The sequence below is a fragment of the Desulfovibrio simplex genome (genome assembly GCF_055387835.1).
The window spans coordinates 1263497-1280836 of the sequence record NZ_AP042377.1; the positions used below are offsets into that span (position 1 = coordinate 1263497).

11 protein-coding genes are annotated in these 17340 nt (G+C 49.2%); 5 read left to right on the forward strand and 6 right to left on the reverse strand.

Going from position 1 to position 17340, the window contains the following annotated elements:
* Window positions 1-7 precede the first annotated feature (7 nt).
* The gene (locus tag ACZ5DH_RS05240) at window positions 8-370 is read right to left on the reverse strand and encodes a TraK family protein (protein ID WP_227327202.1); all 363 of its coding nucleotides are present in this window, start codon (window positions 368-370) and stop codon (window positions 8-10) included.
* Window positions 360-578, reverse strand: coding sequence for a hypothetical protein (locus ACZ5DH_RS05245; protein WP_227327203.1), 219 nt, complete (start codon window positions 576-578; stop codon window positions 360-362). The genes ACZ5DH_RS05240 and ACZ5DH_RS05245 overlap by 11 nt, the downstream gene beginning before the upstream one ends.
* 129 nt (window positions 579-707) lie before the next feature.
* Between ACZ5DH_RS05245 and ACZ5DH_RS05250 the strand changes: the two genes are divergently transcribed.
* Both ACZ5DH_RS05250 and ACZ5DH_RS05255 read left to right on the forward strand, forming a co-directional pair.
* Window positions 708-1013 carry an immunity protein gene (locus tag ACZ5DH_RS05250; RefSeq protein WP_227327204.1) on the forward strand — a complete coding sequence of 102 codons (306 nt, stop codon included), beginning with the start codon at window positions 708-710 and terminating at the stop codon, window positions 1011-1013.
* A 29-nt stretch (window positions 1014-1042) separates the two neighbouring features.
* Window positions 1043-1279 carry a hypothetical protein gene (locus ACZ5DH_RS05255; protein ID WP_227327205.1) on the forward strand — a complete coding sequence of 79 codons (237 nt, stop codon included), beginning with the start codon at window positions 1043-1045 and terminating at the stop codon, window positions 1277-1279.
* 445 nt (window positions 1280-1724) lie between these two features.
* Here the strand turns inward: ACZ5DH_RS05255 and ACZ5DH_RS05260 are convergent, their stop codons facing one another.
* From ACZ5DH_RS05260 to ACZ5DH_RS05270, 3 genes are all read right to left on the reverse strand, one after another.
* On the reverse strand, window positions 1725-2165 hold the full coding sequence (locus ACZ5DH_RS05260) for a hypothetical protein (protein ID WP_464256049.1): 441 nt from the start codon (window positions 2163-2165) through the stop codon (window positions 1725-1727).
* A 265-nt stretch (window positions 2166-2430) separates the two neighbouring features.
* On the reverse strand, window positions 2431-3567 hold the full coding sequence (locus ACZ5DH_RS05265) for a protein kinase family protein (protein ID WP_464256050.1): 1137 nt from the start codon (window positions 3565-3567) through the stop codon (window positions 2431-2433).
* A gap of 460 nt (window positions 3568-4027) precedes the next feature.
* Window positions 4028-4612 carry a hypothetical protein gene (locus tag ACZ5DH_RS05270; protein ID WP_464256051.1) on the reverse strand — a complete coding sequence of 195 codons (585 nt, stop codon included), beginning with the start codon at window positions 4610-4612 and terminating at the stop codon, window positions 4028-4030.
* A 1249-nt stretch (window positions 4613-5861) separates the two neighbouring features.
* Between ACZ5DH_RS05270 and ACZ5DH_RS05275 the strand changes: the two genes are divergently transcribed.
* Both ACZ5DH_RS05275 and ACZ5DH_RS05280 read left to right on the forward strand, forming a co-directional pair.
* Window positions 5862-6305: a MarR family winged helix-turn-helix transcriptional regulator gene (locus ACZ5DH_RS05275; protein ID WP_464256052.1), complete on the forward strand. Its 444-nt coding sequence runs from the start codon at window positions 5862-5864 to the stop codon at window positions 6303-6305.
* Between the two features lie 26 nt (window positions 6306-6331).
* Window positions 6332-6745 carry a pyridoxamine 5'-phosphate oxidase family protein gene (locus ACZ5DH_RS05280; RefSeq protein ID WP_464256053.1) on the forward strand — a complete coding sequence of 138 codons (414 nt, stop codon included), beginning with the start codon at window positions 6332-6334 and terminating at the stop codon, window positions 6743-6745.
* A gap of 470 nt (window positions 6746-7215) precedes the next feature.
* Here ACZ5DH_RS05280 and ACZ5DH_RS05285 read toward each other — a convergent pair whose 3' ends face one another.
* Window positions 7216-7422, reverse strand: coding sequence for a hypothetical protein (locus ACZ5DH_RS05285; protein WP_464256054.1), 207 nt, complete (start codon window positions 7420-7422; stop codon window positions 7216-7218).
* Window positions 7423-8731: 1309 nt separating this feature from the next.
* Here ACZ5DH_RS05285 and ACZ5DH_RS05290 point away from each other — a divergent pair.
* Entirely contained in the window at window positions 8732-17212 is an 8481-nt protein-coding gene (locus ACZ5DH_RS05290; RefSeq protein ID WP_464256055.1) for a VCBS domain-containing protein, read from the forward strand.
* The last annotated feature ends 128 nt before the right edge of the window (window positions 17213-17340 follow it).

Sequence of the window (17340 nt, forward strand, 5' to 3'; positions counted from 1 at the left end):
CTCCTTCTTAAAAAACAGAGTTGAGATCAACGGACTTTGGGTCCTTAAATGTCTCTCCGTCCACCTTGGCGACTTTTGGAACGTTTGACCGGGAAAGGCCAGACTGAGGCGTGCTCAAATTGCCGGGCCTAGTGAGCGCTTGCGAGGAAGCCGGATACAGACTGGCTACATGCAGGGCATTACTGGCGGATTTGGCGATCAGCTTGCAGAACGTCACATAGGCCATAGAAATGCGTCCCTCTTCCACAAGTCGCGCATGGACCATTTTTTTGTCGAAACCTTGAGCAAGAAAGCGCTCGATTTCATCCATGCAGGCAATGAACTCAACCCGCGCAGCGTTGCGTCGAAGTCGATCCGTTTCAGTGCTCATACGTGCCCCGTTCGGAATTTTTTGCCATATCTTCTTCAATTTCTTCAGACTTTCGGCGTAGGAAAAGCTCTATGCGCGGATTCAGCGCTTTACCCTCTTCGATTGTTTTTCGGATATTCCTATATTGCCGTTCCGTGTAGCTTAGAGCGTATGCTGCCGCTGTGTGCGTCCCATAATGAGATAACAACTTGGAAATAACGTCTTTCATAGTTCCACCTTGCGGGAATTTTTTGCCGGTAGACACTTGCTCTTTTATCAAGATTTTCCTAATAGACAAGGAAAGATTTTCCGGTATGATGAAATTTCCTGAAAGAATTTCACCCCCCGGAGCAAAATCATGGAAGAAGTAATGGATTTTTCTAGACGTTTTGAACGGGCTTTTGTTGAACTGGTGGGTCGCCGCCTGGAAAAACAAGGCTGGAAGAAAGGCGAGTTTGCCGCCAAAGTTTGGCCGGACGTGGATCAGCGTTCCGCCGCTGTTCTTTGGTCTTCCGTATGCAAGGCGGGAAAAAATGGTAGACCGCGTAACGTCTCGATTGCCGAGGCGTTACGCATTGCCGATGTGTTGGGGGAAGATGTAGGCTATCTTTTCGCTATCGCTAGGGAAAGCGTCAAAGAGGAGCAGGAAACGCCGCAAAAATGAAGCCCCATCGGAATGGGGCGGGAGGATATATGGAACGGGGTGAAGCTGTGGCTGTTTTGGAGCGGGACTTTGAGGGAAAAGCACGGGAACTTGCGAGCATCATGTTCACTATTTGTGAACAACAACGGTCAGATAACGTGCCTACACAGATAGATAAAGCCCTCATGGCGACGGCCTTGACGTTGCAGGAGTCTTTAAGGGCATTTATCGAAGTGAGTCGAATAAATCAGGAAAATCCGAATAATATATCAAGATTACCCGAATGAAAAAGATAGGCATTAGAATCAGGATATTCTTAATATATGTGACGCTGTTCAATAGCGGAATGGGGAATAGAACTGGCGTCCTGAATGCGTCCAAAGTGATAGCGAGTAAAGACAGCAGCAAACAAATTTAGCAAGCTATTACGATGGGGGTAAAATTGGGGGTAAAACTTGGAACAAACATGGAATAAAATAAAAATAAACAGAGTATTATAAATATATTTCTAGTGCCCCCGCCCCACCATCAAACAATTTCAACAAGGCTCACGATGTCTCATAAAGGCTCGTGAGCCTTTTCTGTTTTCCACTACCGAACAAAAAGGTGTATTAGACATCCTCCAGTGCATAAATTCTCCCGGTCGGGCAGGGCTGCTTATCCGCTTCCTCCGGAAGCTCAACGCTAAAAAGCAAAAGGCCCTTGGAATCCACTTCCAGGGCTTTTTATCGTCTACTCTACTTCAAAATCAACTTCTGAAGCTGGCCGGAAATCAGCGATCAAGGAACAAAGACGGCTCAACATATCCAGCGGAGCCATGAGCGTGTTTCCCATAAGCTGAACGAAATAACCGTCAACCTCTTCGTCAGCCTCAAAGTGCTGCATCAGCAGCGCCATCGTGTAAAGCTGCTCATATATCTTATCAAACATATGTTGCCAGTTTTCAGCCTCGAGCAACTCAAGCATTTCCTTTTCTTCATCAACCATGAATCCAGATATGTGAAATGTGCGAAGCTCAGAAGGAGTTTTCTCTTCTGCTGGTGGCGGTTCGTCATCCGGTTCCGTGACTGCTGGCGAACTGAAGGCCAATAAAGCCTGTGCAGTGGTCTGCAGCTTTTCAGCCAACTCAGAAAAATCGGGAATACTTTTGTCTGGGGATGTGATGGTAGACATGAGCGCTCCACTGAGTTTTACTATTGAAGCCAGCTAAAACAGCAAGCTCCGGGTGCTAGTAACCGCCAGTGGACGGCGGGCTATTTCCCCTTGCGGGTATTTCATTTCGCCCACACCCGGAGATTCAATGCAAGTGCCACGCCCTGAAAACAGGACGCAAAAAAACCCACAAACTATCGGGGTGGGGAACCGCCACTGGAAAGCAAGGCGTTACTAGCGCCTGGAAAATTGAAATTATAATTCAAAATAAGAGTCAAGTTGTTATTTAGAAGGGAACATCATCCATAGAAGTGCTAACAACTTTAATCTTTTTAAGCCGAACATGTATGTTATCAAAAACTATCTGCTGTTTATATTGTTCTAAGCTATTAACTAATTTATAAAAATTTCGAACCCATTCTACTTTTATGTCAGTTATTGCCTTATAGCTATACCCGCTTTTGATAAACGCTCCTAGCAGTATTGTGTTATCCTGAACAAATTCTTCAAGAGCGCTAGATCTAATAATTTCTGCTAATTTTTTTAAAGTAAAAGATATATCATTATGCAATGTACAACTATCTATATAATTGTTCAAATGACCTGATAATGCATCAGCAAATTTCAAGTAAGTAGATTTTTGATTTTCGCTGAAGTCTATTTCGCTCAAAACACCTTGCGATATGTCAAAAGATACCTCACCAAATGTTTTATAGCGCTCGCGCGGAGATACTTTAGTCATTTTTTCAATAATATGAAAGTGTTTGAACTTATTATATACATCGTTCTTTTTTAATATAGATTGAAATAATTTACCCAAAAAATAAACTTCAGATTGAATATTATATATTCCCTCAAGAGAGACTTCTTCTGGAAACTCAGATACAGGCCAATTTAGTAAAATGCTATCTGCATAATCTTCGTTTTCCCCTAGTTGCTTCCCAAAACCGAAATCAATTATCTTAACCATCTCATCTTTATCTATTAAAATATTAGATGGGCGGATATCTCTGTGTAATATATTGTATTGCTCCAAATACCTAAATGCAGACACGGCTTGTTCAAAAAAATCATCCCAGGATCTTGAAAATAGAGTTGGTTCAAATTTATCTATTGATTCTCCAACTATATATTCCATCTGCAAGAAACCAGCTTTATCCGAAGGATATAAGTAATAATTATATATGCGTACTATATTTTGATGAGATAGAGTAAACAAAATTTTTATTTCGTCTACAAATCTTATATAGTAGTCGTCAGTTAATTTTTTATCTTTTGCAAGGTATTTTTTAATTGCAAAATGCATGTCCGTGGTTTCATCCAAAAACAAATGAGCATCTCCCGTACCACCACTTCCAAGTTTATGGAGATATTTTAGAGCTTTGACATGGCCAAATTTTATGATTTCTCCAGCTTTTGGCATTAATTACCTCGAATAAACCAGCTAAATTTTGCATAATTATATATTTTTTTTTGCATTTTGGAAATTCTACTTTTTAAAGGTAACTTTTGAGGGAACTGATATTTTTATCTCTACATATTTTACTAAATATCATTATATTAGCGTGATAAATTAGTAGTCGCCGCCGCCTCAAACAATTTAGAAAAGTCCCGTAAGGTCCAAAAGCCTTACGGGATTTTATTTGGGTGTCATTTTTAGTTCCGTCTGATTTCGGTAGGTTCCTTGACATCCCGAGTATAATTGAAGCCCAAACCGGGCAGCACCAAACCAATGGCTTCTGCAAATGTCGCCCCCACTCACCGTTTAAATTGCAGAATGAGTTGAAACCACGCCTCTCTGGAGGCTGGTGTACTTGATCTGTCACGGGATGAGCTTTCTTTTTTTTGCAACCGGCAAGCTGGTCTGCACAACACCGCTTAAATTATTCAGCTTTTGGTCTTTTGGCCTCATAAACAATATTTGCGTAGTCGGGAAGAATATCGTGAAATAGCTCTTCCACTTCCTGTTTTGTTTGTGCTCTCGGAATGGAATTTTTCTTGTAGATCTTCATGCCGACACTGCGTATGGGGCTCTTACTTTCTGTTTTCAGGTCAAAAGTACGGATGATCAATGAAAATTCATAGACGCGTGGCTCCCACATTATCCTCCTTTTCATTCGGATATTAAAAAACGGTATAACAACATAACGGGCATTTTTACTTTTTCCACTTTCTATAGCTGCTGCGTCCGATTCATAATTAGCGGCAACAAAAACATCAGAGGCATACGGAGCAAGCGTGCCTTTCAACATGGAAGCCAGTTGCGAACCCGTTTCTGGATATCGCTTGTCGTCAATGATGCCCCCGCCAGGTCCGTCATCAAAATCAGGCACGTCTTTCGGAACCGCAATATAAAGAATTTGCCCGCGTTCCAGCAAAGGCTGTGGACTTGAATCTGGTTGTTTGTGGGAAGCACACCCACACAAAAACACAACAATGGCAATAGAAAACCCAATTTGCTGAATCATGCCCCTCCCACGCTTGTTGCGGCGTTAAAGGTATCACGTGTGTAAAACAAAGAATATCAACCTGTGAATTCTCCCTCAATCCACATACAGTCAAACCATCCTCAGGTATTCTCTACAGCGTCCCTCTTTATCCGGGATAATGCCTTGCGTAAAGTTTATTGCATGCCTTATCCCAAGCTTATTGCCAAGGTGTTCCATAGCGTCACGGCAAGATCGGATTGCACCAATCCTTCAAACTTGCCACTGCGGCAACAACCGCTACGCGATCAACCGCATAACCGGGCCACCATGGTTTCGCATACTTTTTTATGTATGAAAACAGCATGTTTTTTATAACATTGCATAATTATTAAATATATTTTTCTTGCATTTTATGGGGATTTTCTGCATGAATTAATCAAGCTCTAGAGCATCCTCATAGATAACAAGGAGGATTCAGCTATGTGCAAGAACATCTCCCAAGATGAGGAAAGTCCACCCTGCTAGTCAGGTTTGTAGCGCATGACGTTTGGCGAACAATGCCGATGAAAAGATCTTTACGCCTAGGCTAATTTAGCTATGGCAAGACACCACAGTAGTGGAAAACATTAACTCACAGGGCCGGGAAACCCCGGCCCTTTTTTATTTTCTGTGATGCATACGTACTGACGCAGCAGGAGGAAGTTTCCGGCACACGCCCTGGCTTGTTCAAAAGCCCGTGGACAGGTGAGAAGGGCTTCAAGCCACTAAATCGCACCTCTTGAAACCTCTTTCCTTATAACCACTACTGAAAACTCCCTTTCTTCAGCCCGTCTCCCCCATCAAATCTTTCTGTAAGGCTCGTGATGTCTGGTAACGACTCGTGGCTTTTTGTTATGGTCAGTTCAATATTTACCCATCGCGTATCATAGCAATCTTGACCGCGTCACTCTTGTCATCAGCACCAGGTCTAAACGAATTTTAACGGTCGGCCCCATAACTTTTTGCCCACAACTATTCTGCTGCCAGAAATCGCCCTGCGCTCGAACACGCAAGGCACTAACGTTATCTGCATCAAAAAAATCTTTGGCATGCCCCAAAGCTTCCATCAAGCCGTCATGCGATGCGCTTGAAGGCGTAGCCAGGAAAACTGGTCAGATTGTGCCACAACTGTGTTGAATTGCAGCCAGTAGCGGCGCGCGCTTTTTTTTGAAAAATTCATTGACTTATGTTCGTGGGCGAACTAAAAAGAATGCCGGCATAGTTCGCCTACGAATAAAACAGGGGAACCATGAAAACACAAAACAACACTGGTGCGATTATCGCCCTGGCTGCCGCCATTCGAGAGCAGGCAAACACACTGATTCTCCGTTTTTTGTCTGAACGCGGCATCACTGACATACTTCCGGCTCACGGCGCGGTTCTGCACGCGCTTTTCAAACAAAACCCGATGCAAATGAGCGAGTTGGCGGAACACATCGGCAGAAAAAAGAATACGGTTACTGGACTGATAACCACACTTGAAGACAGAGGGTATTGCCGCCGCGAATCCGATCCGCAAGACGCACGAGCCCAGCTGATATTCCTGACAGAAAAGGGAGAGGCCATGCGCCAGGTGCAAGATGAAGTTTCCGTTGAGCTTTTGCAAAAAATCTGGACCGGCATCGACACTCAAAAACAAAAAATGTGCATTCAGTGCCTTGAAACAATTCTTTATAACCTGACACACAACTAAAACCAACAAAACTAAAGAGGATTACCATGAGCAACGCAGTAAAAGAAATTTCCGGCATTCTGTCCGAATCGCCCATGTGCTTTATTGCCACGGCCTGCAACAATGAGCCGCATGTGCGGGCGTTTCAGTACCAGTTTGAGCAGGACGGCAAGCTGTGGTTCTGCACATCCAAAAGCAAGGATGTGTTCAAACAGCTTCAGATGAATCCCGCTGTTGAAATTTGCGCAGTCAACCCAAACATGACCTGGGTTCGCATAACTGGAAAGGTCTCTTTTGAAGACAGCCATGCCGTAAAAGAGCGTATTTTATCCGAGCAGCCGATGATCAAAAGCATTTACGGCACAGCGGACAACCCGGATTTTACCACCTTCTGCATTGAGCATGGCGGTTACATCATTGCTGATTTTTCCGGCAATCCTCCTCGTAACGGCTCTTTTTAGAGCAATTTCAAAGTAAAACTGCTCTGGCGACTGTGTGCGCAGATGCTCGTTGTATGATATAGTCGCAGGCTATTTTACTGTTACGCGCCAATTTGATTGGCCGTCTCCAGGCTTCCGGCCCCTTGGCCTGAACGTGATGCCTGACCTTTTCTTAGTTTATCGCAACTATCCTCGCACTGGCAAAAGAACAAGGCCCACGACCACCGTGCCGGGTCGTGGGCCTTGCAGCGGGCGCTACCCGCCTCCAGATATTCGCTGTTTCTGAGGTCACAGGCACGTGACCAGTTAAACTCTTTCGTTTGGGTGGTTCAGTAGCCTTGTTTGGGTGGCGTGGCGCAAACCTAGGCCATGTCGCCCACAGGCAATGCATGTCAGAGCCATCTCATCTTTGACGCTGTAAAGCACTCCAGACGTGCTGCGTATGCGCTATTTTTTATATGTTACCTGTCGAGATCAGGTTTTTATAACTACTAAACCAGTTGAATATCCACAAGATCCAGCTTTACCCTTCTCTTTTGCGTATCGCATGAGCGCGAAACTGATACGATATCGCATAAAATGCAATCCGTAGTTACGCCTCTGGGAATGATTCCGATATTTCCGCGTTCTTTTTCAGTGACAAAAACGCATTCTCCAAATTCAATAGCAGCGGACAAGACATTCTTTAAGCTTTCCATAACAGAACCTCCCACAAGGTTGGCTGTTTAGTGTGGGGAATGGGTCGTCTGAAGCGCGGAGCCGTGTATTGCTACTCTGCCGATTGCTCCATCATCACGCATGCCCCGATCCTCGCTTTTTTGCGATCTCTTGGCCCTTTTTCATATAATTGATCGTACGTGCATTTACACATTCTCATCAATATGCCTAGCATATTAGTCTGTTTTATTCCTACAAATTGTGAATAGTATAACATACACAAAACATCATATAATACAGAAATAATGTAAGCAGTTATTGAACTGGAGCGGCGAAAACCATGCTCAGAGCCAGCTAAACATGCGGCAACATATTGAAGAAATAAAACCTTGAATATTGTAAAAATACAGAGTGTTTGCACAAAAAAAATAAAAACCACCGAACAAAGGCGCACTTGCCTTCCCTGTGTAACGATGCATGAAACAAGCACTGAAAGCTGACGAGTGACCGCAAGAAAAAACAGTCCACAGCAGAGAAAACGGCAAAACTGAAAAACAGGGTTTGCCGTCACCTGGACTCTGAAACCATATTTGCCCGTCACCACCGCTCGGCAGCCACTAGCAACCCCACAGGGCTGTCAGATGCGGCACTTTCGGTAATAAAAAAATTCAGCAATTTTTGCACATTGTTAGCGCAGATAAGCATCCAGGCAGTTTTGGGTTAACGTACGACGGTAATATTTTCCTTTGTTCGGTTTTCTACAGCACAAATTGATATTTTTTCTCAAAAACAAACTTTATAATCCTATCACGATATAAATATCATATATCTGTATTCATTATTACGATAAACCTCACGTCTGAAATTTAAAAAAAATTATCTTTTGTATTTATTTTTTTACAAAAAACAACATTACATTGAAACAGAATCATACTTCTAATTTATCAGAATTCTTTTTTAACACACTAAATATAATAATTAAAAATTGACTTACACATAGTTTTTGCCATTGGCCATTGGTAAATTAATGAAGAGTGTGCCTTGACTAGCTTAATAAACAGCGTATGTTTTGACCAGCATTTGATAATAACTTCTATTTACTGCACACGTTTTTTTCACTGCCCACGTTTTTTCACTGCGCGCGTCAAATCTGCCAATGCACACCTGACGTGCACGAGGCTGTGCCGCCTTTAATTGGCATTCAGCCTTGAGCAGGTACCCCCTGCTCCCTATTTATCCCCTACTTTGGCCCGATTCGGGCAACCAATTTTCGCACTATTTCTGTGCGAACAGCTAGCCTTTTCGCTTGAGCTGTTTTTCAGTTCGCGAAAAAGTTTTTTGGAGGCATCCATGCGTACTGTTACTATTACCCGTCCAGCGGCTTCGCAGCAGGCCCTTGTGCCGGCTGAAGCCGACGCGCAAATTGCTTTGAATTTTCCTGCCGACGAAGCAACCCTTGAGCGCTCTGGCAATGACCTTTTGTTCCGCTTTGACGACGGCTCCAGCGTCCGTGTTGAAAATTTCTACACAGAATATACCAAGGACACTGCCCCCAATTTCGAAGTTGACGGCCAGCTCGTCAGCAGCGCGGACTTTTTTGCCGCCATGGGCCCGGACCTCATGCCTGCGGCTGGCCCTGCCACCGCCACCGGACGCGACAGCCACTATAGCGAATACGTCAACAGTGACCTGCAAGGCGGCCTGGACCATCTTGGCGGGCTTGACTATGGTTTTTCCCTTGGCACTGCCGATTCTGAGAATCTTTTGAGTGCGCCACTGCTCAACCTGTCCCCGGTTCTGAACACCAATGGCGAATTGATTACCCTTTCGCTCAAGGAATCCGGCTGGGTTAAAGACCCTTCCGGCAATTTTGTTCCTGAGCCTGGCGTGGCCACCATGAGCGGCAGCTTCACCGCCAATGATCCTGATGGCGACTCCCTCAGCGCTTCTGTCATCATTAACGGGACGTCCTATGCCGTTAATGCCACAGGCACCACCACCATAACCACCGATTACGGCACATTTACCATCACGCCTTCAAACGCCGGTTCAAATGTGACCTACGACTATACCTACACTCTGAACAATGAAGACTACGGCAACACCGACTCGCTGAAACAGGGCGAAATCCACACTGACAGCATTGTTGTCTCCATCACTGACGGCATCAATACTGGCATAACACAGCCCATCAATGTCGTAATTGAAGGCACCAATGACGCGCCCGACATTATCAGGGTTGATGACGTCGTACTGAAAGAGGACGGCGTTTTCGCAGGAAGCTACGGTCAAAAAGACACCACCGACACGCTTGATCCCAATGAAAACGCCTCCACCCAGGCTGGCGGCACAGGGCCGGATCAACACAGAACCGCCATTGAAGGCCAGATCATCGCGCGCGATCCTGACCACGACAGCGTACTGACCTACGGCATTGCTGACAATTCTGGCAACGACATGACTGTCGGAGGTATTGTGGGCTTTGTTGGTGGGACAACACCCGTGACAGTTACAGGCATCGAGATTGACCCCGCCAATCCCAACATCATCATTTATCATACTGATTATGGCGACCTCAGCCTTGATACCTCATCGGGCAGCTATACGTTTACCCTTACCGGCACTGAGGCTGGCGGCAAAACCAACGCCCTTGCTGAAGGCCAGGAAGTGCATTTGCAGTTCAGACCTTCCGTGCAGGACGAGTATGGCCTGAAGGACTATGATGTCGACCATCTGCGTGACGGCAGCACCCCCGTGGGCGGTGACAACACCATTGACGTGAATATCATTGGCACCAATGACCGCCCGATTTTCACCGATACTGCCGCTCATTGGAACAATGCCCAGATGTTGCCCGACGAAAATGGCGTGAACCATGAAAGCATCAAGGAATCCGGCAAGGCCAATGATGCTGGCGGCGCCAATGACAACGTCAAGGTTACCGGCTCGATAACCGCCACAGACTACGACAATGACGCGCAGTTGCGCTATGGCTTCAAGGCGACGTCTTCTTCCGGTCAGGAGATGGTCAGCAAGCTTTATGTCGTGCCCAACGGTGCCGACGGGTATGTTCTACTTACCGAAGCGGACTTTCATGCTCTGAACACCACAGACTATTACGGCACGCTGTCTATCACCAACAACAGCGGATCCAGCGGCGCTTCCTACTCCTTTACCCTCAAGAACAGCTCCACCTGCGTTCAGGGCATGAACGAAGGCGACACCCTGCTTGTGGAAGTTGACGTTGTTGTTAAGGACGAATTCGGCGCATGGAATGACATTCCTCTGGAACTTCAAATCGTCGGCGCCAATGACGCTCCTTTCTTTACTGAAGGCAGCAAGGGCACTGTCAAGGAAAGCGGCGTGTTCGCGCCCAATGACAATGCTCTCTTCCCCAATGTCGCGGAAAAAACTCCCACCAAGGATGTCGGCGACGCCAATCTGGCTGACGATGCCACGCGCAATGAGCAGCACAAACTGACCTTTAACGGTCATGTCAAAGCTGATGACGTGGACTTCGGCGATGACGCCAAGCTGACTTACGGCATGGCCAATTCAAGCGGCACGCCTATTGCCGCGGCTGCTGACGGTTCAACCACTGTCTACTATCTTGCCGATGGCACGGTTACCGACCAGGCTCCCGGCAATGACAATTACTATGGCACTCTGGTCATGAATGCCGATGGAACCTTTACATTCACGCTCAATAATGCCTCCGGCGGCCCCGCAGACAGACTGAGCGAAGGCGAGCAAAAGGTCATAACCCTTTCGCCCACGGTAACTGACGGACAGGCCACCACAGTGGGCAATGGACAGATTGTCATTACCATTGTCGGCACCAACGACGTCCCCGATCTAACCATCACGCACGACAATGCCGCCATGACCGGCGATGTGGGCGGCGTCTTCCAGGATGACAAAAGTGTCCAGACGGCCACTGGCAAGCTGATCATCCACGATGTGGATGCGCTGGACATGAAGAACGGCCTCGACATCAAGGTAGAAAACAATACCACTCACGCGGACGGCATTGATCTGGCCAGCAGCACATCCGACAACACCATCAAGGTCAGCGGATTGTACGGCGACCTGTATGTTGTGCGCACCTCCTCGGGCAGTGACCATACCAACGACACCTACACATACCGCTATGTGATAGATCCCATACGCGCCGCCGCTGTTGGCAAAAATGAAACCGGCAAGGACGACTTCACCCTTACCATTCGTGACCAGTTTGGCGCGTACGATGAAAAACAGCTGATATTTGAAGTGGTCGGCAGCGATGATCCCACCAGCACCGGGCTTTCCGGCGGCCGTGGCATCGTTGTGGAAAACGGCGTTATGCCTGCCGGATTCGTAAGAGCTACCGACAGTCAGGACACGGTGTACAAAGCGCAGTACCAGAACGAAGAAAAGGGACAGCCCGAATCCACCGGCAAAATCTACGCCCACGACGTTGACAAGAGCGACCAGGAAGCCCTGAACAATCCCGGCGCTGATGCCAAGATGCACTATGTTATCGCAGACGGCGACGGCGGCCTTCATGATGTCAACACGCTCATGAGCGGGAAAGACTCCATCGAAATCGAGCTCAAATACGGAAAGCTCATTATCGAACGCACCAAGGCGGACGGAGCGACCGACGACACTCCCCCGTTCAAGTATACGTATGAGCTCAACAACGATAACCCCGATGTGCAGAAGCTGAACTTCAACGAAAAGCTGTCTGACGACTTTGAAGTGCGGGTGTATGAAACCGACAGCAATCATGTCATCACAGGCCCGCCTGTGAACACGACGCCTGCCGACGTCACAGTGCAAGGCACCAATGACAGACCCATCATTGACCTTGGTACTCTTGATATGTCCATGGAAGAACACTATGGCAAGAACACCGGCAGTGAGTTTGACGGCGGCGGCAAGGTTCTCAAGGGGCAAATTGCCATTACGGACTATGAGGATGCCGGTACGTACGACTCTACAGACCAGACATGGCATTCTGAAGTTGTATCTGCAGGTGACGGCTTTACTTTCTCGCTGGTCAACCTGCTGCCCGGAAAATCCGTTTCCAACGACGCTCTGCGCGGTGATGATCTGACCGATGAAGCCAACTTTGACCTCAAAAGCGACACGTTCATTGTCCAGGGCAAGTTCGGCATTCTTGAAATCAATCAGCAGACGGGCGCGTTTACCTATACCCGTACCGACGATCTCACCTGGCTCAACAACAACGAGACCGCCGAAGACACCTTTTACGTACGCGTAAAAGACCCCAACGGCGCGTACTCCGAAGTAAAGCCCATCGTCATCACCATCAACGGCAATGACGATCCGGGCACTCTTGTGGGCAATCAGGGCGGCATCAAGGAAGACGGCGTGGACGGCTCGGACCTGCCCGGCGAAACCTACTATTACCTGCACTATGACGGCACCCAAAACAGCCACGGTCATGTACAGCACCTTGGCGCGAACCATCCCGACAGCGGCAGCCCTCAATCCTTCGTGGTCAAGGGGCAGCTTGGCGTGGACGATCCGGACTTGTCAGACAGGCCCGGTCCCGGTTCAGACGTCTCTGATGCCTATTCGTACGACAAACCGGCTGTGAGCTTTCCCGCAGCGGCTGAAAACGACGGTGCGAACATCGGCGACATCAGCGGCCCCGTTTCCGGCAGCGACGGTTCTTCCGTATACGCCATCAACGGCTACGGCACTCTTACGCTCTGGCCGGATGGAAAGTACACCTTTGAACCGCTCATGGATGGCGACGACCTCGCGGCGCCCATAAACAACCTTGCGGTTGGGGAATCCGTGGTCATAACCGTGCCTGTTACCGTAATCGGTTCGGGAACAAACCATACTGACGAAACGACGAAAGGCGACCTTGTAATAACCATCACGGGCACCAATGACGCCCCTATTGTGACCTCAGAAACATCTGGCGACGTTACGGTGACCTACACCAACCACCTCACCGGGCAGGAGGTCACCTCAAAGTTCACGTTTGACCAGAGAGATGGTCATGCCGTTGTTGTGGACAGCGACGAGATGGCGCATTGGGACGCGACCAAGGGCGGAAACCTCACGGTAAACGGTTCGCTCAGTTCTGAAAAAATCGTCAAGGACGTCGACCACGGCGACCAGACCAGACTCACCTTTTTTGCCGTCGACGGCACTGCCCCTACAGGAGAAGCCCAGGGCAGTCTGGTGCAACAGATTGACGGCAAGTACGGCACGCTCATTATCCAGCGCGATGGCTCATATCAGTACATTCTGGACAAGAATGGCGCTCACTACAAAGATCTTGTTGCCGGAGATCCTAAAGCTATTGATGAAGAAATCTTCAATATCTATGTGCGCGATCCCCACAATGCCACGTCTGAGGAACCCATCAAGCTTGTCATCAAGGTTGCCGGTCCTGATGCGGACCACGGTGACGGCGGCGGCTCGGGGACTCCTGTGCCCAACCCCGATCCGGGCGAAGGCGGCGGCCAGCATCCGGGTACGGGGCTGGAAGATCAGCACAACTCCGTCAAAGAAGATGTGGAGTACACGGCCAAAGGCAAGGTGGGCGGCGACGGCTACTATGATGCCGGTCTCAAGCTGACTGGCTATGATTCCGATGCCGGAGACTCAAGCATCAGCGCCACAGACAATGTGATCGTCACCAAGTACGGCACCATCACTCTCATGCCCGATGGCAGCTATACCTATACCCTGAACAACGACCACCCTGATGTGCAGAAGCTTCGTGAAGATGATCAGATCGTGCAGAAGTTCACGGTTACCGACAAAGATGGAACCTCAAAAGTTATCGAAATCACCGTGAATGGAACCAACGACCTGCCCTTTGTGGTGAGTTCGTCCGACGGCAGCCTGACCCAGCAACCTGGCGGCACGTGGGTCAACACGACCACGTCCGGCAACTTTGAGGCCAAAGACCTCGATATGGTGGAAGGCCAGAACCTTGTGCTCAAGGGCGACGGCGTTACGTCCATTGCCACGGATACCTATACGGTTCAGGGCCAGTATGGCGAATACACCATCACCAAGACGGTCGTTAACGGAAACTCGCATTTCGAGTATACCTACAAGCTTGATTCCAAGTATGAAAATGACAACTTTGGCGGACAGGTAAAGGATTCCGTAACCATCCAGATCAGCGATGGCAAGGCAACTACGGACCATACGCTGAATGTCGCTCTGAATGCCCAAAACGATAACCCGGAGATCACCAAGGCTGACGATCTTGTCGTCATCGAGGACAGCAAGGCCATCAGCGACACAAACACGGTTTCGGCGACCGACCCCGACCTGTCTTTTGTCGGGGGTGCTGCGGATAAGCTTTCATACAGCGTGTCCAATGCCGACGGCAGCGGCGAAGGATCCATGGTAGTTGGCAAGTACGGCGTTCTGGTCATGGGCGCTGACGGCAGCTATTACTTCAAGCTGAACAATGCCAACCCGGAAGTTCAGGCGCTGAACGGGGCGGATCCCAACGATTCGTCTTCAAAGCCTGAATCCATTACGGAAAAATTCAGGGTCATTGTCAGAGATGACAAGGGCGGTACTACCTACAAAGAAATCACTGTGGAGATCCAGGGCACCGACGATGTGCCCACGCTCTACCTCTATGGCGTGGACGGCTCGCTTGCGGCAACCGGCCCTGCCGGGTCCGGCGCATTGCTAGTCGTCAAGGAAAAGCAGGACGGCACTGACGCTGACTATATCGTGCACGGCAAGGCCCAGGGCTATGATACGGACGCGGCCGACTACGATCACTTGAAGTACAGCATCAAGGATGGCGGCACTAACGCTACTGACGTCAAAATATTCGCCATCAAAACCGCCTCGGGCTGGGAGGTCACCTCAAGCTCCACTCCCGGCGCTGTGGAAATGGGTTCCCTGAGCATTGACAGCACAACAGGCCTCTATACGTTCAAGGGAAAACCTGACGGTATCGCCAGACTTGGCGTTGGTGAAGAACTCAACATCCTCGGCACCGTTGTGGTTCAGGACACGCACGGCAATGAAGCCACGGCCGACCTGAACATCAATATCATGGGCACCAATACCGCGCCCATCATTGTGTCGACCGGCGACAAAAGCCCTGACTACACGTCTGACCCTCTGGTCAAGGACGATTTTGACATCGCGCAAAGCGGCGATGACAAATATACGCCGCTTACCGGTGAAATTGTCACTCTTGACGCTGACGGCGACGCCACGCAGGTTTTCATCAGAACGACTGATCCCATACTTGGCGAGCGGAACGTAACCGAGATGTACGGCAAATATGGCAAGCTGACGCTTATCGTGGATGCTGACGGCAAGACGCACTATGAATACACGGTGACCAACCCCAACGGCATCAAGTCTCTGGGCGAAGGGGAAACTGACAAGGACACCTTTAACCTTGTTGTACGCGACCCGTATGGAGCCGAAGGGACAGGAAGCCTCGTCATTGACATTATAGGCGCTAACGACGCTCCTGTGATTTCCGTGAATGGCGTCGACAGCACCATCACTGTCAAAGATCCGGACAAGAATGATACGCATACCCTCATCATCATCGTTGATGGAACGGAGCATGCTCTTGTGGCGGATCCCAGCGATTCCACGCGCTTTACATGCGACCTTCCTGATGGAAGGCTCAAGCTGAGCTATGAACAGGCAAGCAACGGCGAAAAGCAGTGGAAGTACACCTTTGAGCCCGACGCTTCCGTGGCAGGCGACATTCCTTCCAACAAAACCAAAGAGTTTGACTTTTCGGTGAAGGTGACGGACCAGCATGGGGCCAGTGATACGTCGGACGACGTGACCATCCGCTACGCGGGTACAAACCATGCGCCCGTGGGGCAGCAGGTGATGCTGCCCGTGCTTCTCAGCGGCGTCATCCCGGCTGGAGACGAGATCCCGTTTGACAATAATCCCTTGTTGTTGCGGGACCAGGACGGCGACCACCTCAGCTATGTGTTCACAGACAGTCACGGCGCCGAGGTCACGGTTGCAGGTTCATCAACCGTAATAGAAGGTGAATTTGGCACACTTGAGCTCGTCACCAACAGCACTGGCGACGGGTATGAGTACAAGTACACAATGTCCGACGATATGAGCGTGATGAAAAAGCTGGCCGAAATGTACGCCAACGGGGAGGACGTGAAGGACGAGTTCCATTACAAGGTCAATGACAACGTCTGGACGGATAACGCTTCCGGCAAGGTTGAAGTGCATCTGGATGTCGACAACCATGCAAGCGGGCCTTTCGGCGATGCCAGCGGAACCACTCCGCAGGTGGTCCTGGGCGGCGGCGGCAATGACGTCCTTCATGGCGGCTCCGGAAATGACATCCTTTCCGGTGGCGACGGCAACGATATGCTCTACGGTGGCCTTGGCGACGACACCCTCTTCGGCGGGGCCGGAAACGACTACCTTGATGGCGGAGCTGGAAGCAACGAACTCTACGGTGGGGCTGGCAACGATGTGCTTGTGTTCAACGCCAACAATACCGTTATGGACGGCGGCACCGGCATTGATATGATGATAGGCGCAGACAAGGATACGCTTGACAGTCTGTTCTCCAATCCTGCTGCCAATCCCGTTAAGAATGTTGAAATATTTGTGACGGATGGCGGAAACGGCCTGACCAGCCTGTCCAGCCTTGAAAGCCACGGCGTGGTTCTGAACGGTAATGAGAAAATTGAGCTGTCATCGAGCTGGAGCCAGAGCGACAGCCATACCCCCGGCAGTATGTCCGGTGACTACATCGCCTTTACCAGCGACAATATGACCATACTCATTGCCAAATCCGCCCTGGCTGACGGCAACGTGTAGGCAGATCAATCGTAACCCAACATATGAATGCGCGGGCCGTCACGTATACGTGGCGGCTCGCGCTCATTTCTGCCAGCTTCTTGCCGCAGATCCTGCGCTCCGTCCCCCGTTGGGCAGACACCTTGACC